Annotated in this window: 25 protein-coding genes and 2 pseudogenes; 13 read left to right on the top strand and 14 right to left on the bottom strand. The window is 72.4% G+C overall.

Annotated elements, in window-relative coordinates; genetic code table 11:
- Positions 1-103 precede the first annotated feature (103 nt).
- The 3 genes from fabI to ACIO6U_RS00140 all read right to left on the bottom strand — a co-directional run bounded on the left by fabI (position 104) and on the right by ACIO6U_RS00140 (position 2,652).
- Positions 104-895 carry an enoyl-ACP reductase FabI gene (gene fabI / locus ACIO6U_RS00130; protein WP_355333673.1) on the bottom strand — a complete coding sequence of 264 codons (792 nt, stop codon included), beginning with the start codon at positions 893-895 and terminating at the stop codon, positions 104-106.
- Positions 896-899: 4 nt separating this feature from the next.
- Positions 900-1,619: a 3-oxoacyl-[acyl-carrier-protein] reductase gene (gene fabG / locus ACIO6U_RS00135; RefSeq protein ID WP_188281889.1), complete on the bottom strand. Its 720-nt coding sequence runs from the start codon at positions 1,617-1,619 to the stop codon at positions 900-902.
- Positions 1,620-1,740: 121 nt separating this feature from the next.
- On the bottom strand, positions 1,741-2,652 hold the full coding sequence (locus tag ACIO6U_RS00140; protein ID WP_355333676.1) for a lytic polysaccharide monooxygenase: 912 nt from the start codon (positions 2,650-2,652) through the stop codon (positions 1,741-1,743).
- Positions 2,653-2,886: 234 nt separating this feature from the next.
- Between ACIO6U_RS00140 and ACIO6U_RS00145 the strand changes: the two genes are divergently transcribed.
- From ACIO6U_RS00145 to ACIO6U_RS00155, 3 genes and pseudogenes are all read left to right on the top strand, one after another.
- Positions 2,887-4,416 (top strand): TldD/PmbA family protein, encoded by a 1,530-nt coding sequence (locus ACIO6U_RS00145; RefSeq protein WP_355333678.1) that lies wholly within the window; start codon positions 2,887-2,889, stop codon positions 4,414-4,416.
- A complete protein-coding gene (locus ACIO6U_RS00150; RefSeq protein WP_355333681.1) occupies positions 4,413-5,807 on the top strand; it encodes a metallopeptidase TldD-related protein in 1,395 nt (464 codons plus the stop codon). The genes ACIO6U_RS00145 and ACIO6U_RS00150 overlap by 4 nt, the downstream gene beginning before the upstream one ends.
- A 50-nt stretch (positions 5,808-5,857) precedes the next feature.
- Positions 5,858-6,093, top strand: a pseudogene (locus ACIO6U_RS00155) (RNA 2'-phosphotransferase).
- A 20-nt stretch (positions 6,094-6,113) separates the two neighbouring features.
- Here ACIO6U_RS00155 and ACIO6U_RS00160 read toward each other — a convergent pair.
- Positions 6,114-6,398 carry a GlsB/YeaQ/YmgE family stress response membrane protein gene (locus tag ACIO6U_RS00160; protein WP_355333683.1) on the bottom strand — a complete coding sequence of 95 codons (285 nt, stop codon included), beginning with the start codon at positions 6,396-6,398 and terminating at the stop codon, positions 6,114-6,116.
- A 239-nt stretch (positions 6,399-6,637) separates the two neighbouring features.
- On the opposite strand from ACIO6U_RS00160, the gene ACIO6U_RS00165 reads away from it, so the two are divergent.
- Together ACIO6U_RS00165 and ACIO6U_RS00170 are read left to right on the top strand one after the other, a co-directional pair.
- Positions 6,638-7,018, top strand: a complete 381-nt coding sequence (locus tag ACIO6U_RS00165; RefSeq protein ID WP_355333686.1) for a DUF3099 domain-containing protein — start codon at positions 6,638-6,640, stop codon at positions 7,016-7,018.
- Positions 7,019-7,164: 146 nt separating this feature from the next.
- A complete protein-coding gene (locus tag ACIO6U_RS00170) occupies positions 7,165-7,410 on the top strand; it encodes a hypothetical protein (RefSeq protein ID WP_401714554.1) in 246 nt (81 codons plus the stop codon).
- Positions 7,411-7,477: 67 nt separating this feature from the next.
- Here the strand turns inward: ACIO6U_RS00170 and moaA are convergent, their stop codons facing one another.
- Positions 7,478-8,467 (bottom strand): GTP 3',8-cyclase MoaA, encoded by a 990-nt coding sequence (moaA, locus tag ACIO6U_RS00175; protein ID WP_355333688.1) that lies wholly within the window; start codon positions 8,465-8,467, stop codon positions 7,478-7,480.
- Between the two features lie 420 nt (positions 8,468-8,887).
- Here moaA and ACIO6U_RS00180 point away from each other — a divergent pair, with 420 nt between their 5' ends.
- On the top strand, positions 8,888-9,124 hold the full coding sequence (locus ACIO6U_RS00180; protein WP_355333691.1) for a hypothetical protein: 237 nt from the start codon (positions 8,888-8,890) through the stop codon (positions 9,122-9,124).
- Between the two features lie 143 nt (positions 9,125-9,267).
- A complete protein-coding gene (locus ACIO6U_RS00185) occupies positions 9,268-10,809 on the top strand; it encodes a S8 family peptidase (protein WP_401714557.1) in 1,542 nt (513 codons plus the stop codon).
- Positions 10,810-10,860: 51 nt separating this feature from the next.
- Here the strand turns inward: ACIO6U_RS00185 and ACIO6U_RS00190 are convergent, their stop codons facing one another.
- A complete protein-coding gene (locus tag ACIO6U_RS00190; RefSeq protein WP_355333695.1) occupies positions 10,861-11,916 on the bottom strand; it encodes a zinc-dependent alcohol dehydrogenase family protein in 1,056 nt (351 codons plus the stop codon).
- Between the two features lie 70 nt (positions 11,917-11,986).
- Positions 11,987-12,880: a sterol desaturase family protein gene (locus ACIO6U_RS00195; protein ID WP_391044203.1), complete on the bottom strand. Its 894-nt coding sequence runs from the start codon at positions 12,878-12,880 to the stop codon at positions 11,987-11,989.
- Positions 12,881-12,987: 107 nt separating this feature from the next.
- On the opposite strand from ACIO6U_RS00195, the gene ACIO6U_RS00200 reads away from it, so the two are divergent.
- From ACIO6U_RS00200 to ACIO6U_RS00220, 5 genes are all read left to right on the top strand, one after another.
- On the top strand, positions 12,988-13,995 hold the full coding sequence (locus ACIO6U_RS00200) for a DEDDh family exonuclease (protein WP_391044202.1): 1,008 nt from the start codon (positions 12,988-12,990) through the stop codon (positions 13,993-13,995).
- 152 nt (positions 13,996-14,147) lie between these two features.
- On the top strand, positions 14,148-14,393 hold the full coding sequence (locus tag ACIO6U_RS00205) for a hypothetical protein (protein ID WP_188281880.1): 246 nt from the start codon (positions 14,148-14,150) through the stop codon (positions 14,391-14,393).
- A 97-nt stretch (positions 14,394-14,490) separates the two neighbouring features.
- The gene (locus ACIO6U_RS00210; RefSeq protein ID WP_355333702.1) at positions 14,491-15,339 is read left to right on the top strand and encodes an SURF1 family protein; all 849 of its coding nucleotides are present in this window, start codon (positions 14,491-14,493) and stop codon (positions 15,337-15,339) included.
- A gap of 91 nt (positions 15,340-15,430) precedes the next feature.
- The gene (locus ACIO6U_RS00215) at positions 15,431-17,221 is read left to right on the top strand and encodes a glycoside hydrolase family 15 protein (protein ID WP_401714560.1); all 1,791 of its coding nucleotides are present in this window, start codon (positions 15,431-15,433) and stop codon (positions 17,219-17,221) included.
- 2 nt (positions 17,222-17,223) lie between these two features.
- On the top strand, positions 17,224-17,985 hold the full coding sequence (locus ACIO6U_RS00220) for an SDR family oxidoreductase (RefSeq protein ID WP_401714562.1): 762 nt from the start codon (positions 17,224-17,226) through the stop codon (positions 17,983-17,985).
- 66 nt (positions 17,986-18,051) lie between these two features.
- Here the strand turns inward: ACIO6U_RS00220 and amaP are convergent, their stop codons facing one another.
- The 5 genes and pseudogenes from amaP to ACIO6U_RS00245 all read right to left on the bottom strand — a co-directional run bounded on the left by amaP (position 18,052) and on the right by ACIO6U_RS00245 (position 20,732).
- Entirely contained in the window at positions 18,052-18,648 is a 597-nt protein-coding gene (amaP, locus tag ACIO6U_RS00225; RefSeq protein WP_391159633.1) for an alkaline shock response membrane anchor protein AmaP, read from the bottom strand.
- An 8-nt stretch (positions 18,649-18,656) separates the two neighbouring features.
- Positions 18,657-19,199, bottom strand: a pseudogene (locus tag ACIO6U_RS00230) (DUF6286 domain-containing protein); the annotation flags it as partial.
- A 404-nt stretch (positions 19,200-19,603) separates the two neighbouring features.
- Complete coding sequence (locus ACIO6U_RS00235) at positions 19,604-19,975, bottom strand: Asp23/Gls24 family envelope stress response protein (protein ID WP_355333713.1); 372 nt, start codon at positions 19,973-19,975, stop codon at positions 19,604-19,606.
- Positions 19,975-20,175, bottom strand: coding sequence for a hypothetical protein (locus ACIO6U_RS00240; RefSeq protein ID WP_188281874.1), 201 nt, complete (start codon positions 20,173-20,175; stop codon positions 19,975-19,977). The genes ACIO6U_RS00235 and ACIO6U_RS00240 overlap by 1 nt, the downstream gene beginning before the upstream one ends.
- A gap of 59 nt (positions 20,176-20,234) precedes the next feature.
- The gene (locus tag ACIO6U_RS00245; RefSeq protein WP_355333717.1) at positions 20,235-20,732 is read right to left on the bottom strand and encodes an Asp23/Gls24 family envelope stress response protein; all 498 of its coding nucleotides are present in this window, start codon (positions 20,730-20,732) and stop codon (positions 20,235-20,237) included.
- Between the two features lie 140 nt (positions 20,733-20,872).
- Between ACIO6U_RS00245 and ACIO6U_RS00250 the strand changes: the two genes are divergently transcribed.
- On the top strand, positions 20,873-21,640 hold the full coding sequence (locus tag ACIO6U_RS00250; RefSeq protein WP_401715782.1) for a nucleopolyhedrovirus P10 family protein: 768 nt from the start codon (positions 20,873-20,875) through the stop codon (positions 21,638-21,640).
- 41 nt (positions 21,641-21,681) lie between these two features.
- Here ACIO6U_RS00250 and ACIO6U_RS00255 read toward each other — a convergent pair whose 3' ends face one another.
- Both ACIO6U_RS00255 and ACIO6U_RS00260 read right to left on the bottom strand, forming a co-directional pair.
- Positions 21,682-22,473: an enoyl-CoA hydratase/isomerase family protein gene (locus ACIO6U_RS00255; RefSeq protein WP_401714565.1), complete on the bottom strand. Its 792-nt coding sequence runs from the start codon at positions 22,471-22,473 to the stop codon at positions 21,682-21,684.
- Between the two features lie 91 nt (positions 22,474-22,564).
- On the bottom strand, positions 22,565-22,786 hold the full coding sequence (locus ACIO6U_RS00260; protein ID WP_188281871.1) for a helix-turn-helix domain-containing protein: 222 nt from the start codon (positions 22,784-22,786) through the stop codon (positions 22,565-22,567).
- Between the last annotated feature and the right edge of the window lie 274 nt (positions 22,787-23,060).

Below are 23,060 nucleotides of genomic sequence, written 5' to 3' on the forward strand. Positions count from 1 at the left end.
ATGGCCTTCCTGACCCGCCTCACCCGCCTGACCTGGCGGGGCCGCACACGGCGGAGCCCCCGCACCGGTCGGTACGGGGGCCCTGCCACAGTCCTCGGGGTGGTCAGCCGCCGACGGCGTGCAGGCCGCCGTCCACGTGGATGATCTCGCCGGTCGTCTTCGGGAACCAGTCGGAGAGCAGCGCCACGACACCGCGCCCGGCGGGCTCGGGGTCGGCGGTGTTCCACTCCAGCGGGGAGAGGTGGTTCCAGGTGTCCGACAGCTCGCCGAAGCTCGGGATGGACTTGGCGGCCATCGAGCCGATCGGCCCGGCCGAGACCAGATTGCAGCGCACATTGCGCGGGCCGAGGTCACGGGCGAGGTAGCGGGAGGTGGCCTCGAGTGCCGCCTTGGCCGGGCCCATCCAGTCGTAACCGGTCCAGGTGTACTGCGCGTCGAAGGTGAGGCCGACGACCGAGCCGCCGCCCGCGCCGGTGGCGCTGTCGTACGCGGGCATGAGCGGCATGCACGCCATGGTGAGCGACTTCAGCGAGAACGCGGAGACGTGCATGGCCGTCGCGACGGACTCGAACGACGTGTTGAGGAAGTTGCCGCCCATGGCGTCCTGGGGGGCGAACCCGATGGAGTGCACGACACCGTCGAGGCCGCCCAGCTCCTCGCGGACCACCTTCTCAAGACGCTCCAGGTGCTCGGTGTTGGTCACGTCCAGCTCGATGACCTTGACCGGCTTGGGCAGCTTCTTGGCGACGCGCTCGGTGAGGGTGGGCCGGGGGAAGGCGGTCAGGATGATCTCGGCACCCTGCTCCTGGGCCAGCTTGGCGGCGTGGAAGGCGATGGAGGACTCCATCAGCACACCCGTGATGAGGATGCGCTTACCGTCGAGGATTCCGCTCATGTTCTCAGTGACCCATGCCCAATCCGCCGTCAACGGGGATGACGGCTCCAGTGATGTACGAGGCGTCGTCCGAGGTGAGGAACCGCACCGTCGCGGCGATCTCCTCGGGCTTCGCGTAGCGGCCGAGGGGCACCTGCGCCACGATGCCCTCGCGCTGCTCGTCGGTGAGCGCCTGGGTCATGTCGGTGTCGACGAAACCGGGCGCCACGACGTTGAAGGTGATGTTGCGCGAGCCCAGTTCACGGGCGAGCGAGCGGGCGAATCCGACCAGCCCCGCCTTGGAGGCCGCGTAGTTGGCCTGCCCCGCGGAGCCCAGCAGCCCGACCACGGAGGAGATCAGGACGACGCGGCCCTTCTTGGCCCGCAGCATGCCGCGGTTCGCGCGCTTCACGACCCGGAAGGTTCCGGTGAGGTTGGTGTCGAGGACGGACGTGAAGTCCTCCTCCGACATCCGCATGAGGAGCTGGTCCTTGGTGATGCCGGCGTTGGCGACCAGCACCTCCACGTTCCCGTGCTTCTCCTCGATCTCCTTGTAAGCCTGTTCCACCTGCTCGGGGTCGGTGATGTCGCAGCGGACGGCCAGGCAGCCGAGCGCCACCAGTTCGGCGGGCGGCTCACCCGAGCGGTAGGTGATGGCGACCTTGTCGCCCGCGTCGGCGAAGGCACGCGCGATGGCGAGGCCGATGCCCCGGTTGCCTCCGGTGACGAGAACCGAGCGGCTCAACGGATCACTCCCTCAGTCGTGAGTTTCTCCGTGAAAAGCTATCGGTCCTCGCACCGATCCGGGGAATCGGCCCCGACAGGCTGCTCCCGTGGTCCCTGTGGGTTTCCTACAGAACCATGGGTCAGCCGTTCGCGCGGGCGGCGGCCCTGCGGCGGCTCCAGAGCAGCAGTCCCACGGCGCCCGACGCCAGAACGGCGCTGCCGGACAGGGCGGTCTCCAGGGTGCCGGTGGCCGCGCGGTTGTCGGTCACGTCGCTGGTCGCGAGCTTCGCCGTGGTGGATGTCACGGCGACGTCGCCGCCGTGACCGTGGTGGCTGACGGTGGACTTGGACGCCCCGGCCGCGATCTGCCGGTCGGTCGGCGCCTGGGGCGCGGCGACCGCCGCCGCTTGTACCCCCTGGCCGAAGACGACATCGGAGCAGCCGTAGAAGGCCTCGGGGCTGTCACTGCGCTGCCACACCTGGTAGATGAGCTGCCTGCCGGTGCGGCTGGGCAGGGTGGCGTTGAAGGTGTAGTAGCCGTTCGTCGCGGAGGCGACGGTGTTGTAGACGGCGATCGGGGTGGCGTCCAGGTCGGACCACTTGAGCGGCTTGGTCGGGTCGTATCCGGCCTTGGTGATGTAGAGCGTCATCGTGCCCTTGTGCGGCGCGGTGACACGGAAGTTGACGGTGGTGGTGCCCGCCGAGACCGCGGTGGCGGGCCAGTCGGTGCGGGCCCAGTCCAGCGCCCGGTACTTGTCGCGGTTGGCCGAGCAGAGGTGGCCGTCGGGGATGATCGTGCGGCTCTGGCCGTTGGCGTTGGCGATGTTCACCTCGTTCCAGTCGTACAGCGGCTGGGTGCCGCTGTCGGCGACCAGGTCCTTGCAGACCTGCGACTGGGGGTGTTCGGGGCCTTCGGCGAAGCAGCCGGAGATCCGGCTGACCGGTGCGCTGAGCGCGCCGTGGGCGCTGGCGGTCACCGGCGTGAGCGCGGCGATCGTCAAGGCGGCGGCGCCGACCGCGCCGACCGCGGCTGCATTACGGCGTACTGACATGTGGGGGGCTCCTCGTCGTGCGGAGTGTGGTGCAGCGGACAGGAGTGAGGGCGGCGTCATGAGCATAGAGATTGGTCTGGACCAACCTCAAGGTCTCGGCACGGATTGGCATCTGACGATTCGCCGGCCGCCCGCCCCGGCACACGCCGCGTCCTGCGGAAAAGCACGCGCTGGCGGTCGGCGGGACATGATTCACTGCGGATACCTGTCGAACGGTCGAAGGGGAAGTTCGTCGTGCCTCATGAGGTCGATCAGTCATTCCTGGCGCTGCCCCTGCGGGCACTCGCCGACGCCGCACTGGCCCGCGCCCGCGCGCTGGGCGCGGACCACGCCGATTTCCGGCTGGAGCGGGTGCGCGGCGCGACCTGGCGGCTGCGCGACGCGCGCCCGTCGGGCACCTCCGACACCACCGATCTGGGGTACGCGGTACGGGTGGTGCACGGCGGCGCCTGGGGCTTCGCCTCCGGGGTCGACCTGACGATGGACGCGGCGGCCAAGGTCGCCTCGCAGGCGGTCGCGATGGCCAAGCTGTCCGCGAAGGTGATCGCGGCGGCGGGGTCGCGGGAGCGGGTGGAGCTGGCCGACGAGCCGGTGCACGCGGACCGGGTGTGGGTGTCGGCGTACGACATCAACCCGTTCGACGTGCCGGACGCGGAGAAGACGGCGCTGCTCGCGGAGTGGAGCGCCCGGCTGCTGGCGGCCGACGGGGTCGACCACGCGGACGCCTCGCTGATGACCGTGCAGGAGAACAAGTTCTACGCGGACACCGCGGGCACCACGACCACGCAGCAGCGCGTCCGCCTCCATTCGCAGCTCACCGCTGTCGCCGTCGACGGCGACAGCGGCGACTTCGACTCGATGCGCACGCTCGCGCCGCCGGTCGGCCGCGGCTGGGAGTATCTGACCGGCGCGGACCACGGCTGGGACTGGGACGCGGAGCTGGCCCGTATCCCGGAGCTGCTGGCCGAGAAGATGCGCGCGCCCTCGGTCGAGGCGGGCGCGTACGACCTGGTGGTCGACCCGTCCAACCTGTGGCTGACGATCCACGAATCGATCGGCCACGCCACGGAGTTGGACCGCGCGCTGGGGTACGAGGCGGCGTACGCGGGCACCTCCTTCGCCACCTTCGACCAGCTCGGCACGCTCAAGTACGGCTCGCCGCTGATGAATGTGACCGGTGACCGTACGGCGGAGCACGGCCTGGCCACCGTCGGCTTCGACGACGAGGGCGTGGCGGGACAGTCCTGGGACCTGATCAAGGACGGCACGCTCGTCGGCTACCAGCTCGACCGGCGGATCGCGAAGCTCACCGGCTTCGAGCGGTCCAACGGCTGCGCGTACGCCGACTCCCCCGGCCATGTCCCGGTGCAGCGGATGGCGAACGTCTCGCTGCGGCCCGCGCCCGACGGTCCTTCGACCGAGGAGCTGATCGGCGGCGTCGAACGCGGCATCTACGTGGTCGGCGACCGCTCGTGGTCCATCGACATGCAGCGCTACAACTTCCAGTTCACCGGGCAGCGGTTCTTCCGGATCGAGAACGGGCGGCTCGCGGGCCAGCTCAAGGACGTCGCCTACCAGGCCACCACCACCGACTTCTGGGGCTCGATGGACGCCGTCGGCGGCCCGCAGACGTATGTGCTCGGCGGTGCCTTCAACTGCGGCAAGGCCCAGCCGGGCCAGGTCGCGGCCGTCAGCCACGGCTGCCCGGCCGCCCTCTTCCGGGGCGTCAGCATTCTCAACACCACCCAGGAGGCCGGACGATGAGCAGCGTGACGACCAAGCCGCACGAGATCGTCGAACGGGCGCTTGAGCTGTCGAACGCGGACGGCTGCGTGGTGATCGCCCAGGAGGAGTCCAGCGCGAATCTGCGCTGGGCGGCCAACTCCCTGACCACCAACGGCGTCACGCGCGGCCGTACCCTCACCGTGATCGCCACCGTGGACGGCGCCGAGGGCACCGCGTCCGGTGTGGTGTCCCGCTCGGCCGTGACCGCCGACGAGCTGGAGCCGCTGGTACGGGCGGCCGAGGCGGCGGCCCGCGAGGCCGGTCCCGCCGAGGACGCGCAGCCGCTGGTGACGGGCGTGCCGCACTCGGCGGCCTTCACCGACGGGCCCGCCGAGACCAACTCCGACGTCTTCGCGTCCTTCGCGCCCGCGCTCGGCGAGGCGTTCGCGACGGCGCGGGCGGGCGGCCGTGAGCTGTACGGCTTCGCCTTCCACTCGGTGACGTCGACGTATCTGGGCACCTCGGCCGGGCTGCGGCTGCGGCACGACCAGCCGACCGGCACCCTTGAGGTGAACGCGAAGTCCCCCGACCGCAGGCGCTCGGCGTGGGCGGGCGCGGCCACCCGCGACTTCACCGACGTGGACCCGCTGGCGATGGACGCCGACCTGGCCCGCCGGCTGGTCTGGGCCGAGCGCCGGATCGACCTGCCCGCGGGCCGGTACGAGACGCTGCTGCCGCCGTCGGCCGTCGCGGACCTGATGATCTACCAGTTCTGGTCGGCCGCGGCCCGGGACGCCGCCGAGGGCCGTACGGTCTTCAGCAAGCCCGGCGGCGGGACCCGGGTCGGCGAGAAGCTGTCGCCGCTGCCGCTGACCCTGCGCAGCGACCCGGCGGAACCCGGCCTGGAGGCGGCGCCGTTCGTGATCGCGCACTCCTCGGGCGACGACACCTCGGTGTTCGACAACGGGCTGCCGGTGGAGCCGGTGAACTGGATCCACGAGGGCTCGCTCGCCCGGCTCACCACCACCCGGCACAGCGCCGGGCTGACCGGCCTGCCGGTCGCGCCCGCCGCCGACAACCTGGTGCTGGACGGCGGCGGCGAGCGGTCGCTGGACGAGATGGTCGCGGCCACCGAGCGCGGTCTGCTGCTGACCTGCCTGTGGTACATCCGCGAGGTCGATCCGGCCACGCTGCTGCTGACCGGCCTCACCCGCGACGGCGTCTACCTGGTGGAGAACGGCGAGGTGACCGGCGAGGTCAACAACTTCCGTTTCAACGAGTCCCCGGTGGACCTGCTCGGCCGCGCCGCCGAGGCGGGCCGCACCGAGCGGACGCTGCCGCGCGAGTGGAGCGACTACTTCACCAGGGCCGCCGCCCCGGCCCTGCGGATTCCGGACTTCAACATGAGTTCGGTCAGCCAGGGGGTCTGACGCCCGTGCCCGACGAGAAGAAGACGGTCAGGATCTCCAGGTTCCTGTCGATGGTGCTGCGGCACCGGCCCGAGAGCGTCGGCCTCACTCTCGACGAGGCCGGATGGGTGGACGGGACGTGGAGACGGCCGTGCGCGTGGGATCACGGCACGGCCGTCCTGTGGTGCTCGCGCTGGACGCCAGGGGGCTGGCCGCCGAGGGCCATGTCTTCCGGATCAGCGCCAACGGCGTGTGGCTGACCGACCGGGTGCCGCCGCGGTGGCTGCGGCGGCACCCCACGGGCTGAGCGTCACCGCGGTGCGGGCGTCACCGCGGTGCGGCGGTCTTGCGCGTGCCCTTGAACATCGACCACAGGGCGTCGCCGATCGCCACGACGACGACGGCGCCGATGAGTTGCAGCACGTGCCGGGTCCAGTCGATGCCCTTGGTGTCGTTGACGCCGATCCAGGTCGACACGGCGTTGCCGAGAATGCTGCCGCCCATACCGCAGATCACGGTGAGCCACAGCGGCAGGGACTGCTTGCCGGGGAGGATCGCCTTGGCGATCAGACCCAGCACCAGACCGACGATGATCGCCCACAACCAACCCATGTCACTCGCCTCCTCGCGTCCGGACGGCGTACGCCCGGAACTCGTCCGGCCAGTCTGTGCCCGCTCCGGCTACGCCGCATGTCGAGTGGGCCGTCCGCCGTACGGCCCGACAGCGGCGCCGCACGGATGGTGCCCCCGCTATCGAAGGCGGGCGGTACGCGGCGTACCGTGGTGAGGCCGGGCCGGGCGCCGACCCGTGCTCAGGAGAGTCCGGCGGAGCGAGCGGGTGGTGGAGCGCGATGCGGAAGCAGGGCGGGCCTGAGGTCTTCCAGATCACGGGAGCGCGTACCGGTCTGACCGAGGACGTGGCCGGACGGCAGCGCAGGTACATCATCTCGATGTCGATCCGTACTCTCTCGGTGATCCTCACCGTCGTGCTCTGGGACGTGGAGCGGGTACTGGCCTGGGGGATGCTCGTGGTCGGGCTGCTGCTGCCGTACGTGGCGGTGGTGTTCGCGAACGCGGGCCGGGAGAACGTGCCCTCGCTGCCGTCGTCGTTCGTCCTTCCGCAGGCCAGGCCGATGCTCGAAATGGGCGATCCGTCCGATCCTGAGGGCTACGGCGAGCCGGTGCCGGTACCCGTGCCGCCGAACCTCAAGAAAAGCTCAGATCAATCGTGAAGTTCCACTCCACGGACGGTTGAGCGCGTGACATACTTCGTACGCGCTCCGCATCCCCCGTCGGAGCGACGGACCGACGCCGGGCGGCTCCCCCCGTGGCTGCCCGGCGTCGCCATGTCCAGCGGCGGTTCTGTTTACTGGGCGTCGTGAGCGATGCCGGGAACACTGTGAACGAGAACGAGAAGCCGATCTGTTCGGCCAAGGAATGCCGTACCCCCGCCGTGTGGGTGCTGGCCTGGAACAACCCCAAGATCCACACGCCGGAGCGGCGCAAGACGTGGCTGGCGTGCGACGAGCACCGCGAGCACCTGTCGCAGTTCCTGGGGATGCGCGGGTTCCTGAAGGACGTCGTGCCGCTGGCGGAGTGGGAGCGGGGAGAGCGGGAGCGGTAGCGGCGGGACGGGGCTCCTCGGGGCTCCGGGTGCGGCGGTTCTCCGAGCGGCCTCAGGGTGCGGCGGTTCAGCCGCCGATGGCCGACATGGGGCGGTCGGGCTGGAGGAAGGCCGGGTCGTCGAGGCCCGAGCCCGCCTTCTTGCCCCACATCGCCGCCCGCCACAGCTCCGCCATCCGCTCGTCGTCGGCACCGGAGCGCAGCGGGCCGCGCAGGTCGGACTCCTCGCGGGCGAACAGGCAGTTGCGGACCTGGCCGTCGGCGGTGAGCCGGGTGCGGTCGCAGGCGCGGCAGAACGGCCGGGTGACCGAGCCGATGACGCCGACCGTCGCCGGGCCGCCGTCGACCAGCCAGCGCTCGGCGGGCGCGGAGCCGCGGACCGTCTCGCCCTCGGGGGTCAGGGTGAAGCGGGTCCGCAGGCGGTCGAGTATCTCGTCGGCGGTGACCATGTCGGTGCGCTGCCAGCCGTGCTGCGCGTCCAGCGGCATCTGCTCGATGAACCGCAGCTCGTATCCCCGCTCGACGGCCCAGGCCAGCAGGTCGGGCGCCTCGTCGTCGTTGACACCGCGCATCAGCACCGTGTTGATCTTCACCGGGGTCAGGCCCGCGTCGGCCGCCGCCGCCATGCCCGCGACGACGTCGTGGTGCCGGTCGCGGCGGGTGAGGGTGTGGAAGACCTCGGGGCGCAGGGTGTCGAGGGAGACATTGACCCGGTCGAGACCCGCGGCGCGCAGCGCGTCGGCGGTGCGGCGCAGGCCGATGCCGTTGGTGGTCAGCGACAGCCGGGGGCGCGGCTCCAGGGCGGCGCAGCGCTCGACGATGCCGACCAGGCCGGGCCGCAGCAGCGGCTCGCCGCCGGTGAAGCGGACGTCGGTGACGCCCAGCTCGTGGACCGCGATCCCGACCATCCGGACGATCTCGTCGTCCGTGAGCAGGTCGGGCTTGGCCAGCCACTGGAGGCCCTCTTCCGGCATGCAGTAGGTGCAGCGCAGATTGCAGCGGTCGGTGAGGGAGACGCGCAGGTCGGTCGCCACTCGGCCGTAGGTGTCGATCAGCACGGGCTCCGCCTCCCTCCTGGACGCTCGCGCGCCGTCGCTCCTGCGGCGGGCGCTCGGCGCGCCGCCGTTCCTCCACCCTATGACGTCGCACGGACAACCCGGCGGGGCCGCCGGGCGGGTGGGGGCCTGTCGGTGCAGCGTACGCGACGGGCGCCAAATTACAACAGTTTGTTGAAACGGCTGCTCGGCGTCCCGTCCCGCTGGCTCGGCGTCCGGTCCCGTCGGCTCGCCGTCCGGCCCGGCGTCCGCCCGCCCGGCCGGCCCGCCCGTGTCCTGCGACCAGGTCACCGGGCGCCGCACACCGACACCGCGGCGCGGCCGGTTCGTTGGACAGCCCGGCGGCGCCCACCACGCCGTCACCGTCCCCCGCCGCTCCGCGGGCCGGGGACCGCCGCCCAGGACCGCCGAGGACTCGCCGCGATGACCCCACCTCCGCCCCCGCCCCCTCCTCCCCCGTCGCACCGGCCGCAGCTCCCGGCCCGCAGGCCGTACGGGAGCGTACGGCTGCCCGCCGACCTGCCCGCCGACCTGTTCACGGGACCTGCCGCCGCCCGGCCGGGAACCGGCGCCGCCGCGCCCACCGGCTGGTACGCGCGGCGGGTCCGGCTGCCGCCGCTGAGCATCGCCGCGCTGCGATCCGGCCGCCGGTATGGCTGAACCGCCGTCGGCCACGGGGAAATTCCGACCGATCCATGCAATTGCGCTTCTTTGACCGGCCGTTGGGCACTAGTTTCCTTCGTCATGCACACGTCGGACGGCAGACCCTGCCGTCCCACGGTTGATGGACGATTGGAGATCCCATGGTTCCGCTTCCCGGCCTCCCCCGGCGCCGCCGCGCGCTCGCGGCCGGTCTCGGTCTGGTGACGGCAGCCGCCCTCGCCGTACTCCCCGGAGCCGCCCCGGCCTCCGCTTCCTCCGCCTCCGGCGCCTCCTCCGCCGCGCACGGCTCTCAACCGCCGCGCACGGACGGCCCGTTGCTGTCGTACGTCGTCAACATCGACGGCGGGCGCGGCACGCAGCGGTCGGTGGAGCGCGCGATAGAGCGGGCGGGCGGCCAGGTGGTGATCGCGTACGACCGGATAGGCGTCATCGTCGTGCACTCGGCCAACCCGGACTTCAGCGCGACGCTGCGGCGCGTCCACGGCGTACGGAGCGCGGGCGCGACCAGGACCGCCGCCATCGAGCCGTCCGCGACGACGCAGGCGGGCGGGGTACGGACGCTGACCGCGGCCGAGGTGGCCGCCGCCTCGGCGCACCAGGCGCCCGGCCAGGAGCCGCTTGAGGCGGACCAGTGGGACCTGCGGGCGATCCGGGCCGACAAGGCGGCCGGGGTCAATCCGGGCAGTTCCAAGGTGACCGTCGGCATCATCGACACCGGCGTGGACGACACCCACCCCGACCTGGCGGCGAACTTCTCCGCCAAGCAGTCCGCGAGCTGTGTGGGCGGCGTCGCCGACACCTCACCGGGCGCCTGGCACCCCTGGGACCCGGCGGCCGACTACCACGGCACCCACGTGGCCGGTGAGATCGCCGCCGCGCGCAACGGGATCGGCGTGGCCGGGGTCGCGCCCGGCGTGAAGATCGCGGCGATCAAGGTCAGCGAGCCGGGCACCGCGCTGTTCTACCCGGAGAGCGTGGTCTGCGCCTTCGTCTTCGCCGCCGACCACGGCATCGCGGTCACCAACAACAGCTACTACATCGACCCGTGGCTCTACAACTGCCCGAGCGACCCCGACCAGCGGGCCATCGTGGACGCCGTGCGACGCGCCGCCGCGTACTCCGAGCGCAAGGGCGTACTGAACGTCGCCGCCGCGGGCAACAGCGACGACGACCTCAACTCCCACGCCCTGACCGACACATCGAGCCCGGACGACTCCACCGCGGTCACCCGCACCGTCGACCCGCACGTGTGCCTCGACCTCCCGACCCAACTGCCCGGCGTCGTGACGGTCTCCGCGACCGGCGCCCAGAACCTCAAGTCGTACTACTCCAGTTACGGCCTGACCGTGATCGACGTGGCCGCGCCCGGCGGCGACAGCAGGCAGATCCCCGACACCCCGTCCGGCAACGGCCGCATCCTGTCGACGCTGCCCGGCGGCAAGTACGGCTACCTCCAGGGCACTTCGATGGCCAGCCCGCACGTGGCGGCGGTCGCGGCGCTGATCAAGAGCCGTCACCCGCACGCCTCGCCCGCGCAGCTCCAGGCGCTGCTCAAGATCGAGGCGAACAACCCCGGCTGCCCGACCGGACCCGCGCAGGACGCCACCTGCACCGGGCCGAAGGCGTACAACAGCTTCTACGGTCACGGCATCGTGGACGCGCTGAACGCCGTCACCAGGTAACGCCCGCCAAGACGCCCCGCACGCACGGCCGTTACCGGCCGCGTACCGCCCTCAGGGCTTCACCAGCACCTTGAGGGCGGTGCGCTCGTCCATCGCGCGGTAGCCCTTCGGCACGTCCTCGAGACCGACCGTCAGGTCGAAGACCGGGGACGGGTCGACGGTGCCGTCCAGCACGTCGGGGAGCAGTTCCGGGATGTACGTGCGGACGGGCGCGACGCCGCCGCGCAGGGTGATGTTGCGGTCGAACATCTCGCCGAGGTCGAGACCGGTGCCGCTGCCGTGCGGGACGCCGACGTAGCCGATCGCGCCGCCGTCGCGGGTGATGCCGACGGCGGTGCGCATCGACTGCTCGGTGCCGACCGCCTCGATCACCGCGTGCGCGCCCTGGCCGCCGGTCAGTTGACGTACCGCCGCCACGGCCTCGTCGCCGCGCTCGGCGACCACGTCGGTGGCGCCGAAGTCCCGCGCGATGTCGGTGCGCGACGTGTGCCGTCCGAGCGCGATGATCCGCTCGGCGCCCAGCCGCTTCGCGGCCAGGACCCCGCACAGGCCGACCGCGCCGTCCCCGACCACCGCCACCGTCGCGCCGGGCCGCACGCCCGCGCCGACCGCCGCGTGGTGGCCGGTGCCCAGCACGTCGGACAGCGACAGCAGGGCGGTCAGCAGCCGCTCGTCGCTGAGCGCCGCCGCGGGCAGCTTCACCAGCGTGGCGTCGGCGTACGGCACCCGGACGGCCTCGCCCTGGCCGCCGTCGGACTGCCCCTCCTCGCCGATCGAGCCCCAGAAGCCGCCGTGCGCGCACGACGTGGTCAGGCCCTCGACGCAGTACGCGCACACGCCGTCCGACCACACGAAGGGCGCCACCACCAGGTCGCCGGGGCGCAGCCCCGCCACCTCGGCGCCGGTCTCCTCGACCACCCCGAGGAATTCGTGGCCGATCCGCTGGCCGGGCTTACGGGCCGACTCGCCGCGGTACGCCCACAGGTCGCTTCCGCAGATGCAGGCGCGCACCACGCGGACCACCGCGTCGCCGGGCCGCCGGATCCTCGCGTCCGGCACCTCCTCCACCCTGAGGTCGTGGGGTGCCTGGATCACGGTGGCGCGCATGGCGGTGTCCTCGCTGGTCAGCTCGTTGTCGGTGGGGCGTCTCCACGGTACGCCAGAGGGCCCGCGGTCCTCACATCCCGGACGGGCTGGACGCGAGGTCGGGCGCGGCGGGCGTCAGGGCCGGCCCGGCCGCGTCCGCGGGGCGCCAGCCGGGGCCGCGGAAGAGGTAGCCGGCGCGGGCGCGCCAGGTGGGGGCGGCGCGGAGGTCGCGGGCGAGGGCGGCGTACTCGTGGGTGGCGACCCGCAGGGGGTTGTAGGTGGCGATGTTCTTGGTGAGGCCGTAGACGGGGGCGTCGGTCTCGGGGGTGAAGGAGCGGAAGAGGCGGTCCCAGACGATGAGGATGCCGCCGAAGTTGCGGTCGAGGTAGCCGCCCTGCGAGGCGTGGTGGACGCGGTGGTGCGAGGGGGTGTTGAGGGTGAACTCCAGCGGGGCGGGCAGCTTGCCGACGCGTTCGGTGTGGATCCAGAACTGGTAGACGAGACTGACGGCGGTGCAGAACGCGAGGGCGGCCGGGTGCACGCCGAGGGCGATCAGCGGGAGGTAGAACGGCCAGGAGGTGAGGCTGGTCCAGGGCTGCCGCAGCGCCGTGGAGAGGTTGAACTTCCGGCTGGAGTGGTGCACGACATGGCAGGCCCACAGGACGCGGATCATGTGGTGGCCGCGGTGCGACCAGTAGTAGAAGAAGTCCTGCGCGAGCAGTATCAGGGGCAGCGTCCACCACTCGACGGGCACCCGCAGCGGGGTCACCGCGTAGAGCCCGGAGTAGACCGCCACGATCGGGATCTTCCACAGCGCGTCGGTGACCAGACTGCCGAGACCCATCGACAGGCTCGCGGCGGTGTCCTTGGTGCCGTATCCGGCGGAGTCCTCGTCGGGGTGAAAGCGGTAGCTCACCATCTCGACGACGGTGAGCAGTACGAAGGCGGGTATCGACCACAGCACGACATCGGGGAGTTGGGGCATGAGCGCACCATAAAGGCGCGTACAGGGCACCCGCCAGACCTTGTTACCGACAAGTAAGGAAAGCGGGTGGCGGTAGCTGTCAGTGGCGAGCCGTATTCTCTGTGACCATGCTCGACAACCTGGCCGCCCAGACACCGCCGCCGTCCCCGTGGCCTCCCGCCTATCCGGACGGTTACGCCGTGGTCGACGTCGAGACCACGGGGCTCGGCCGGGACGACCGGATAGTGTCCGCGGCGGTGTACCGGCTGGACGCCCGCGGCGAGGTGCAGGACCACTGGTATTCGCCCGTCAACCCGCTGCGCGATCCCGGCCCGGTGTGGATCCACGGACTCACCAGCGCGATGCTCGCCGACGCCCCGCTCTTCCCCGAGATCGCCGACCAGCTCGCCGAACGCCTCGCGGGGCGCGTCCTGGTGGCGCACAACGCGGTCTTCGACTGGTCGATGCTCGCCCGCGAGTACGCGCGCGCCCGGTCCGTCGCGCCCGTCGAGCAGCGGCTGTGCACCATCGTCCTGGCCAAGGAGCTGCGGCTGCCCCTGGCCAACCACAAGCTGGAGTCGCTGGCCGCGCACTACGGGGTCGAGCAGCGGCGCGCCCACCACGCCCTCGACGACGCGCGCGTCCTGGCCGAGGCGTTCCGCCCGAGCCTGCACCTGGCCGCAGCGGCCGGTCTCCCCCTGCCGCTGCACACCTGCCGCCCGCTGACCGAGTGGGTCGACGGCTCCGACACGGTCCCCTCGCCGCGCCCCGGCGCCTCCTACGGGCCCGGCTCGTACCGCGCCACCGGCTGGCGCCCGGCCCGCAAACGGCCCGCGTGCCCGTATCCCAACCCCGGCCGCCTCGCTCCCGACGGGCCCCTGGTCCAGGGGATGCGGGTCGCCTTCTCCGGTGACACCGGCATCGACCGCGAGCTGCTGGAGGACCGCGCCACCGACGCCGGGCTCCACGTCGCCTCCAGCGTCAGCCGCCTCACCAGCCTGCTGGTCACGAACGACCCGGACTCCCCCACCTCGAAGGCCGTCAAGGCCCGCCAGTTCGCCACCCCGGTCATCGACGAGGCCCGCTTCACCGAACTCCTGAAGGCCGTCACTCCTGCGGCGGGCGTGCACGGCTAGCGGGCCGGGCGGACCGGGCGAGCGCGTCGAACGCGTCGAGCGGGCACGGTTAGCGCGTCGGGCGGGCCGGGCGGGGCTCCATCCAGGTGACTCTCGCGCGACGCGGGGCCTCCCGCGTTGCCCCGGCGCGCTCACGGCAGCAGCCTGGGCACATGGCCCGATGCGAGGTTTGCGGAAACGACTACGTCATGAGCTTCGAGGTGCACGCCCAAGGCGCGGTGCACGTCTTCGACAGCTTCGAGTGCGCCATCCACCGTATGGCGCCGATCTGCGAGCACTGCCGGGTGCGGATCGTCGGCCACGGCGTGGAGGTGGACGGCCACTGGTACTGCGGCGGGCACTGCGCGAAGGCGGAGGGCGCGGCCGGGATCGTGGACAAGGTCGGCTCGATCGCCTGAGCCCGGCCGACCGTCCCGCACCCCGTCCGACCACGGCCGCCCCCGCCTGAGGCCCCCCTCCGGAAGCCCCGCCCCGACCGAGTTGTACCGTCGTGGGGTGTACCGCTTCCTCTGGTCCCGCCAATGGGTGATCCTCACCCTCCTCGGTCTGGTCATGATGCCCACCATGGTCAGACTGGGCTTCTGGCAGCTCCATCGGCACGAGCACCGGGTGGCGAACAACAAGATCATCGCGGCGAGCCTGAAGGCCGCCCCGGTCGAGGTCGAGTCGGTGACACATCCGGGTGCCGTGCTGCCGAAGACCGATCTGTACAAGTCGGTGACGGCGACCGGGCACTTCGACACGGCGCACGAGGTGGTGGCCCGGCACCGGACGGCGGGCAACGACGGCTCGGACGACACGTCGGGCGGCGGCCAGGAGGTCGGCTACCACGTGATCACCCCGCTGGTGCTGGCCGACGGCCGCGCGGTGCTGGTGAACCGGGGCTGGATCTCGCCGGGCAACGACCCGACCGCGTTCCCGAAGATCACGCCGCCGCCGTCCGGCGAAGTGACGGTCACCGGGCGGCTGCGCCCCGACGAGACGACGTCGTCGACGGGCATCCGCAACCGCTCGGGCCTGCCGGACCGGCAGATCATGCTGATCAGCAGCACCGTGGACGCGAAGTACATGCCGCAGACGCTGCTTTCGGGCTACATGGAGCTGGTGTCCATCACGCCGAAGCCCGGTCCGCACCAGCCCGCGCTCATCCCCGAGCCCGACCACAGCAGCATCGGCCCGCACATGGCGTACGCGATCCAGTGGTGGCTGTTCACGGGCATGGTGCCGGTCGGCTGGGTGGTGCTGCTGCGCCGCGAGCGCGCCGAACGGCTCGCGGCCCGCGAGAAGCAGGACAATCCGGAGAGCCCGCAGGAACCCGAGGGCAGCGTTCCGGTAGCGGTCTGACGCCCCGCCCGCGCACGCTACGGAGACGAGGGCCCGGCGCACACCGTGTCCGGGCGAGGCGAGGACCACCGGAAGGCGGCGAGGCGGCACCGTGCCAGGACGTATCGAGGATTACGCGCTCATCGGCGATCTCCAGACCGCCGCGCTGGTGGGCAGGGACGGTTCCATCGACTGGCTGTGCCTGCCCCGCTTCGACTCGGCCGCCTGCTTCGCCGCGCTGCTCGGCGACGAGGGCAACGGCCGCTGGCTGCTGGCGCCGACGGGCGCGCGGACCTGTTCGCACCGCTCGTACCGGGGCGACACGCTGGTGCTCGACACCTTCTGGGAGACCCCGACCGGGACCGTCAAGGTCACCGACTTCATGCCGCAGCGCGACCGGGCGCCCGATGTGATCAGGATCGTCGAGGGCGTGTCGGGCCAGGTCGACATGCGGGCCGAGCTGACGCTGCGGTTCGACTACGGCGCGGTCGTGCCGTGGATGCGGCGCGCCGACGGGCACCGGGTGGCCGTCGCGGGCCCCGACTCGGTCTGGCTGCGCAGCGACCCGCCGGTCCGGGCGTACGGCAAGGACATGCGCACGTACTCCGACTTCACCGTCGCCGAGGGCGACCGGGTCGCGTTCATACTGACCTGGCACCCCTCGCACGAGAAGCGCCCGCGCCGGTTCGACCCGTACGAGGCGCTGGACCACAGCCTGGCCGACTGGGACGAGTGGTCGGCCCGCTGCCGTTACCAGGGGCCGTGGCGGTCGGCCGTGGTGCGGTCGCTGATCACGCTCAAGGCGCTGACGTACGCGCCCACCGGTGGCATCGCCGCCGCCGCGACCACGTCGCTGCCCGAGGAGATCGGCGGGGTCCGCAACTGGGACTACCGCTACTGCTGGCTGCGTGACGCGGCGCTGACCCTCAACGCCCTGGTGGAGGGCGGCTATCTCCAGGAGGCGGGCGCCTGGCGCGACTGGCTGCTGCGCGCGGTGGCGGGCAACCCGGCCGACCTCCAGATCATGTACGGCATCGGCGGCGAGCGGCGGCTGACGGAGTACGAGGTGCCGTGGCTGCGCGGCTATGAGGGCTCGGCGCCGGTCCGGATCGGCAACGCCGCCGCGGGACAGCTCCAACTCGACGTGTACGGCGAGGTGTTGGACTCGCTGTTCCTGGCACGGGCGGCCGGGATGCGCGACGAGCCGCACGCCTGGAATCTGCAACGCGCCCTGATGGACTTCCTGGAGTCCGCGTGGCACCAGCCGGACGAGGGCATCTGGGAAGTCCGCGGCCCGCGCCGCCACTTCGTGCACTCCAAGGTGATGGCCTGGGTCGCCGCCGACCGCGCGGTGCGGACCGTGGAGGCGCTGCCGCGGCTCAAGGGCGATGTGGGGCTGTGGCGTTCGATGCGCGCCCAGGTGCACGCGGAGGTCTGCGAGAAGGGCTACGACGCGCGGCGCAACACCTTCACGCAGTCCTACGGCTCCGAGGAGCTGGACGCGGCGACGCTGCTCATCCCGCAGGTGGGATTCCTGCCGCCCACCGACCGCCGCGTGATCGGCACGGTGGAGGCGGTCCGCCGCGAACTGGACCTCGGCGGTTTCGTCCGCCGCTACACCCCGGACGCGGTCGGCGTGGACGGGCTGCCCGGCTCCGAAGGGGCCTTCCTGGCCTGCTCGTTCTGGCTCGCGGACGCGCTGTACGCGATCGGCCGCCAGGACGAGGCGACCGAACTGTTCGAGCGGCTGCTGACGTTGCGCAACGATGTCGGGCTGCTCGCCGAGGAGTGGGACCCGGTCGCCGGTCGGCTGCTGGGCAATTTCCCGCAGGCGTTCAGCCACGTCGGACTCGTCAACACCGCGCTCGCCCTGTCGGGCGTGCCTGCCATAAGGGACTGCTGACCATGGATCTCGGACTCGACGGACGGGTGTACGTCCTCACCGGCGCCAGCCGCGGCCTGGGCTTCGCCACGGCCCGCGAACTGGTCGCCGACGGCGCGAAGGTGGTGGTCTCCGGGCGCACCGCCGAGGCGGTGGCCGCCGCGGCCGGGCAACTGGGCGGCCAGGAAACGGCGTTGGGCGTCGCGGCCGACAACTCCGCCCCGGACACGGCGCAGCGGCTGCTGACGGCGGCCCGCGAGCGCTTCGGCCGGGTCGACGGGGTGCTGATCAGCGTCGGCGGACCGCCGGCCGGCGCCGCCGCCGACAGCACCGACGAGCAGTGGCTGCGGTCCTTCGAGACGGTGTTCCTGGGCGCGGTGCGGCTGGCCCGCGCCGCCGCGGCCGAGCTGTCGGACGGCGGTGTCATCGGCTTCGTGCTCTCCGGTTCGGTCCGCGAGCCGATCCCCGGCCTCGCCATGTCGAACGGTCTGCGGCCCGGCCTCGCGGGCTTCGCCAAGACCCTCGCCGCCGAGCTGGGGCCGCGCGGCATCCGGGTGGTCGGCCTGCTGCCGTCGCGGATCGACACCGACCGGGTACGGGAGCTGGACGCGCTCGGCGGCGACGAGGCGGCGGCCAGGGCCAGGGCGAGCGCGACGATCCCGCTGCGGCGCTACGGCACGCCCGAGGAGTTCGGCCGGGCCGCGGCCTTCCTGCTCTCGCCCGCCGCGTCGTATCTGACCGGTGTGCTGCTGCCGGTGGACGGCGGCGCCCAGCGCGCCCTGTGACGGGACGCGAAGAGCCCCCACCGACGGCTCGGTGGGGGCTCCGCGAGAGCGGGGCGGGCGGCCGGGTCAGCTGACCCGCGCCGCGCGGTGCCTGACCGCGCGCAGCCGCGCCTCGGCGGGCAGCTTGTCCAGACCGGCCGACGTACGGGCGCGGTGGAGCACCGCGCTGTCGAGACCGGCGACCACCTCGTCCGGGGTGGCGTCGGCCGCCAGGCCCAGCACTATCCGGGCGACCGGTGCGCCGCGCTTGCCGCGCAGCGCCGCTCTGGCCCACTCCACGCCGTCGTACGCCTCGGTCTCCGAGGTCAGCACGTTCTCCACGGCCCGGCCGCGCAGCAGCGCGCCCTGTCCGTCGCCGCTGTCGACCCGGAGCTGGCGCAGCCGCCGGGTGCGGGCCTGGGCGAGCAGCCACCACAGGGCGGCGAGCACGAGCACGCCGAGCACGGCGATGACCACCGGCCACCACCAGCCGTCGGAGCGGTAGCGGGTCCTGTCGTGCGCGGTGAGCAGCACGTCCTTGGGGCCGGTGAAGGGCCACCAGTGCGGCATCGTGAAATTCCACCGGCGTTGCAGGTCGAGCCCGCCGAGCAGCACGGACAGGCCCACGACCAGCAGGACGAGTCCGGTCAGCGCGAGCAGGACCCGGTTCAGTACGGTACGCATCCGCCCGGTCACCCCTTCTTCTCTGCGCGCTGGACATGGACGTGGAGCTGTGGCGGCTTGGCGAGGCCGAGCTGGCGTACGGCGTTGCCCAGCGCGGTCGTCAGGTCCGTGCGCACCGCGTCGAGTTCGCGGAAGTGCGAGGAGCCGTGCGCCGTGATCCGGCGGCGGCCGACCTTGACCCGTACCCAGCGGATGCCCGGTACCTCCATCGCCCGGTCGCGCAGCACCAGTTCGGCCGCGTGCCGGTCGAGTCCGGCGCGGACGCCGTTCTCGCCGCGCCGGGTCATCGGCAGCAGTCCGCGCTCGCCCGGTGTGAGGGCGAGCAGGATCAGCCAGAGGCCGAGCACGGCGGCCACGGCGGCGCCGACGATCACCCAGACGTTGTCCAGGTGGCGGGTGGCCAGCTCGTCGGCGAGCCGGGTCCGCCAGGCCATCGCGCGCCGGTCGGCGCGGACGGCGGCGATGTCGTACAGGAAGAGACCGGCGATCCCGAGGAGCACCGCGGCGGTGATCGCCGCGGGCACCCGGCGTCCGGCCCAGAACCGGCGCGCCTTGACCGGGGTCTGATCCGCGGTCAGGGCGTACGGCTCAAGGGTGCGGGTGGCGGGGTCCGTGAGCGTGTCGCCTCCGGCGAGGACGCCGGGGGTACCGCTCGCGGGGGACGATCCCGGACCGGACGCCGGGCCGTACCCCGCGCCCGGCCCCTGCTCGGCCGCCGCGTATCCGGACTCCGAGCCGTGTTCGGCGCCGCCGTCGTCCCCTTCGGAAGCCTGCCCGTAAGCCTGCTCGGAGCCGTACTCGGAGGCCCCGTATTCCTGGTCCTGAGCGTGTTCCGAGCCGTGCTCGGGAGTCCGCCGGGAGCGGTCGTCGTCGGGACCCTGCTCGGGGCCCCGCCGCTCCCCCTGCCCCGGCTCAGCGCCGGCGTTCGGCTTCTTCCAGGGACTCTCGCTGTCGCTCACTGGACCCTTCCCTCGTCCTTGCGGCGGTCGGCGGCCGAGTGCAACCGCTCCACCTCGACCGCGACCTCGGGAACCGACATGCCGGTCAACGCCTCGACGCGGGAGGTGACATGGCTGCGCACCGAGCCGCACACCGAGCCGATGTCGGTGGGGTAGCCCAGTTCAAGGGTGAGCCGCAGCCGCGCGCTGTCCTTGCGGACCGAGACCGAGGCGTGCGGGGAGTGGTCCTTCGGCACCAGTGCGGCGCCCGGCGCGTCCGTCAGGACCTCGCCGGCCGCCTGGGCGGCGATCTTCGCGACCACCCGGTCCGCGATCCGCAGTGCCCCGCGGTCGGCCGCGGGCAGCGGTGCGGGGACGGCTGTCCCCATCAGCGCCGCCGGTCGCGGTCGCGGCCACGGTCACGCGAGCGGAAGAACTCCCCCGGTTCCAGGTCGCCGTCGAGGAATTTGCCCGCCACGAAACCGACCGCGCCGAGCGCCGCCACCAGCAGAAAAGCACCGAACCCGCCGAAATACCCGGCGAATCCGAGCGCCATTCCGACGGCCAGGCCGATCACCGCCATGCTCATCGTCCGCACTCCGTCCCATTGGTCGTGTTGACCATCTCCGTCTGCACTGGCTTGGACCCTTACTGGACCCGTTGCTCACGCTCGTCGTCGTCATCTTCGTCGGGAAGTTTCACGTCGCCCACGGCGACGTTGACCTCGACGACCTCGAGACCGGTCATCCGCTCCACGGCGTTGACCACGTTCTCCCGTACGGCGCGGGCCACTTCGACGATCGACACGCCGTATTCGACGACGATGTCCAGGTCGAGCGCGGTCTGCACCTCACCGACCTCGGCCTTCACGCCGCGCGACACCGACTTGGTGCCGCCGGGGACGCGGTCGCGGACCGCGCCGAAGGTGCGCGACAGGCCGGTGCCCATCGCGTGCACGCCGACCACGTCACGGGCGGCGAGTCCGGCGATCTTCTCCACCACGCCGTCGGCGATCGTCGTGCGGCCGCGCGTGGCCGGGTCGCCGAGCGCTTTGCGCCCGCCCGCGCTGCCCTTGTCCAGGGTCCTGCCCTCGGCCGCTGACGAGCCCTCGGGCTCCGGCCGGTCGTACTGTGCGGTGTCCGTCATCGCGAGTCGTCCCTTCGTATGGGCTGCTCCGTGCCCCACACTATGTGCGCATGCCCCCGCGCGCTGCGGGGAACCGGCGAGAGGGCTGTTCCGACCCCCCAAGAGAGTGGTCGGCCTGCGGAAGGCGATATCTGGTGACCATGGACCGACTGGCCCGGACCGTACGGGAGCAGGTCGCGCTGGGCCGCCTGCTCCCGCTCGGCACCCCCGACGACAACGCCTGGATGACCGAGCGCGCGGCCGTACGCGCGCTGCGGTGGACGACCGCGGGGCTGTCCGGGGTACGGCTGGGCGGGGTGTCCCTGGCGCTGGCGGAAAGCGGGGGCGAGGCGCCGGAGTCCGGTCCGGTGGGCGCGCTGCCGCACCTGCCGGTACGGATCGAGGCGTCGTTCGAGGCGACCGCCGACGAGCCGCTGCCGCAGGCCGCCGACCGGCTGCGCGACGTGCTGTGGACGACCGCGCGCGACGGGCTCGGCATCGCCGTGACGGAGGTGGACCTCCAGGTCACCGGGTTGCTGGACGGCGACGACGCGCCCGTGAGCGAGCTGGCGGGCGCCGAGGACGCGGAGCCGGACGGCGACGAGGCTCCCGTACCGCTCGACCCCAGTGGCCTCGCGGAAGCCGTGGCAACCGCGGCGCTGACCGTGCCCGGTGTCGTACGGCTGAGCAGGCGGCCGGTCGGCCTCGGCTCCGGTGTGCGGATCCAGGACACGGCAGCGGACCCGGCCGGGGATTCGGCGGGCTCCGACGAGGCGCCGGGCCGCCGCGTCCAGGTGCAGATCGCGGTGTCGCCGGGCCACCGGCCGCTGGAGGTGGCCCGGTCGGTGGCCGCCGCCGTCGCGGTCGCGGCGGCCGAGGGCGCGCCCGGTCCGGTGCGTACCGCCATCGTGGTGACGGACGCGGGCTGATCCCTCCCGCGCCCCGTGAAACGTTCGGCGCGGACGGGCGGCTACTCGCCCACGCCCGCCAGATCGCGCAGGCGGCGGCCCTGGGCGGCGCGTTCGGCCGCGTACTGCTCCTTCTCGGTGTGGGCGGCGGCGCCGCGCAGCAGGCCCTTGGTCTCGACGACCGCGTCGCGCGGCGGCGCGAGCAGGGCGCCGACCAGGTCGGTGACGGCGGCGTCGAGTTCGGCGGCGGGCACGACGAGGTTGGCCAGGCCGGTGCGCTCGGCCTCGTCGGCGTGCACGAAGCGGCCGGTGGCGCAGATCTCCAGGGCGCGGCCGTATCCGACCAGTTCGACCAGCGGCTTGGTGCCGGTGAGGTCGGGGACCAGGCCCAGACCGGTCTCGCGCATGGCGAACTGCACGTCGTCCGCGCAGACGCGCAGATCGCAGGCGAGGGCGAGCTGGAAGCCCGCGCCGATGGCGTGGCCCTGGACCGCGGCGACCGTGATCACGTCGGTCCGCCGCCACCAGGTGAAGGCGTCCTGGTACGTGGCGATGGCAGCGTCGAGTCCGGCCTCCGAGCCACGCGCGAGGTCGAGGAACGACGGCTCACCGTCGAAGCCCTCGGGCGTGAACGCCTGGCGGTCGAGGCCCGCGGAGAAGGACACGCCCTCACCGCGCAGCACGACGACGCGTACCTGTCCCGGCAGCAACTGGCCCGCCTCGGTCAGGGCACGCCACAGGGCGGGCGACTGAGCGTTGCGCTTGGCCGGATTGCACAGGGTGATGTGCGCGACGGAGTCGTCGACGGCTAGCCGGACTCCGTCACGTTCGAGCAGGATCTTGGCGTCGGGCACTGGGCACCTCCGAGCGGACCGGACTGGATTACCGAAGAGTAACCAACCGGACCCGCCGGACCGCCCCCGGCCCTTGATACTCGCGGAGCCCTCAGGCCGTGGCGGCCTTCTTGCCCCGTGTGGCACCGCCGCGACCGCGCAGGGTCACGCCGGACTCGCTGAGCATCCGGTGCACGAATCCATAGGAGCGGCCGGTCTCTTCGGCCAGCGCCCGGATGCTCGCACCGGAGTCGTACTTCTTCTTCAGGTCTGCCGCGAGCTTCTCGCGCGCGGCGCCGGTCACCCGGCTGCCCTTCTTCAGAGTCTCGGCCACCCGTGCCTCCTCCAGGGAAGTGCGCTATGGACTCTCATGATCACCCCTAAGGGCGTTCCTGGCCACCCATTCGACAAGGTCCATCACGGGACATTCACCGGAGGAATGCCTGGATACGCCGGTGCGAAGGGGCCGGGAGCGGCTTTTCCGGGGCGGCAATTCCGTACGGAGAAGGGTGTGCGGGCAATAGCGGCAGGTCAGCCGTGGTCGGTAAGGAGTTCTCCGACGTCACACCACTGATCACGGCGGCGGTCGCCCGTACCGCGCCCCGTGG

Origin of the sequence: Streptomyces sp. NPDC087422 (assembly GCF_044744145.1) — a bacterium.
Classification (GTDB): domain Bacteria; phylum Actinomycetota; class Actinomycetes; order Streptomycetales; family Streptomycetaceae; genus Actinacidiphila.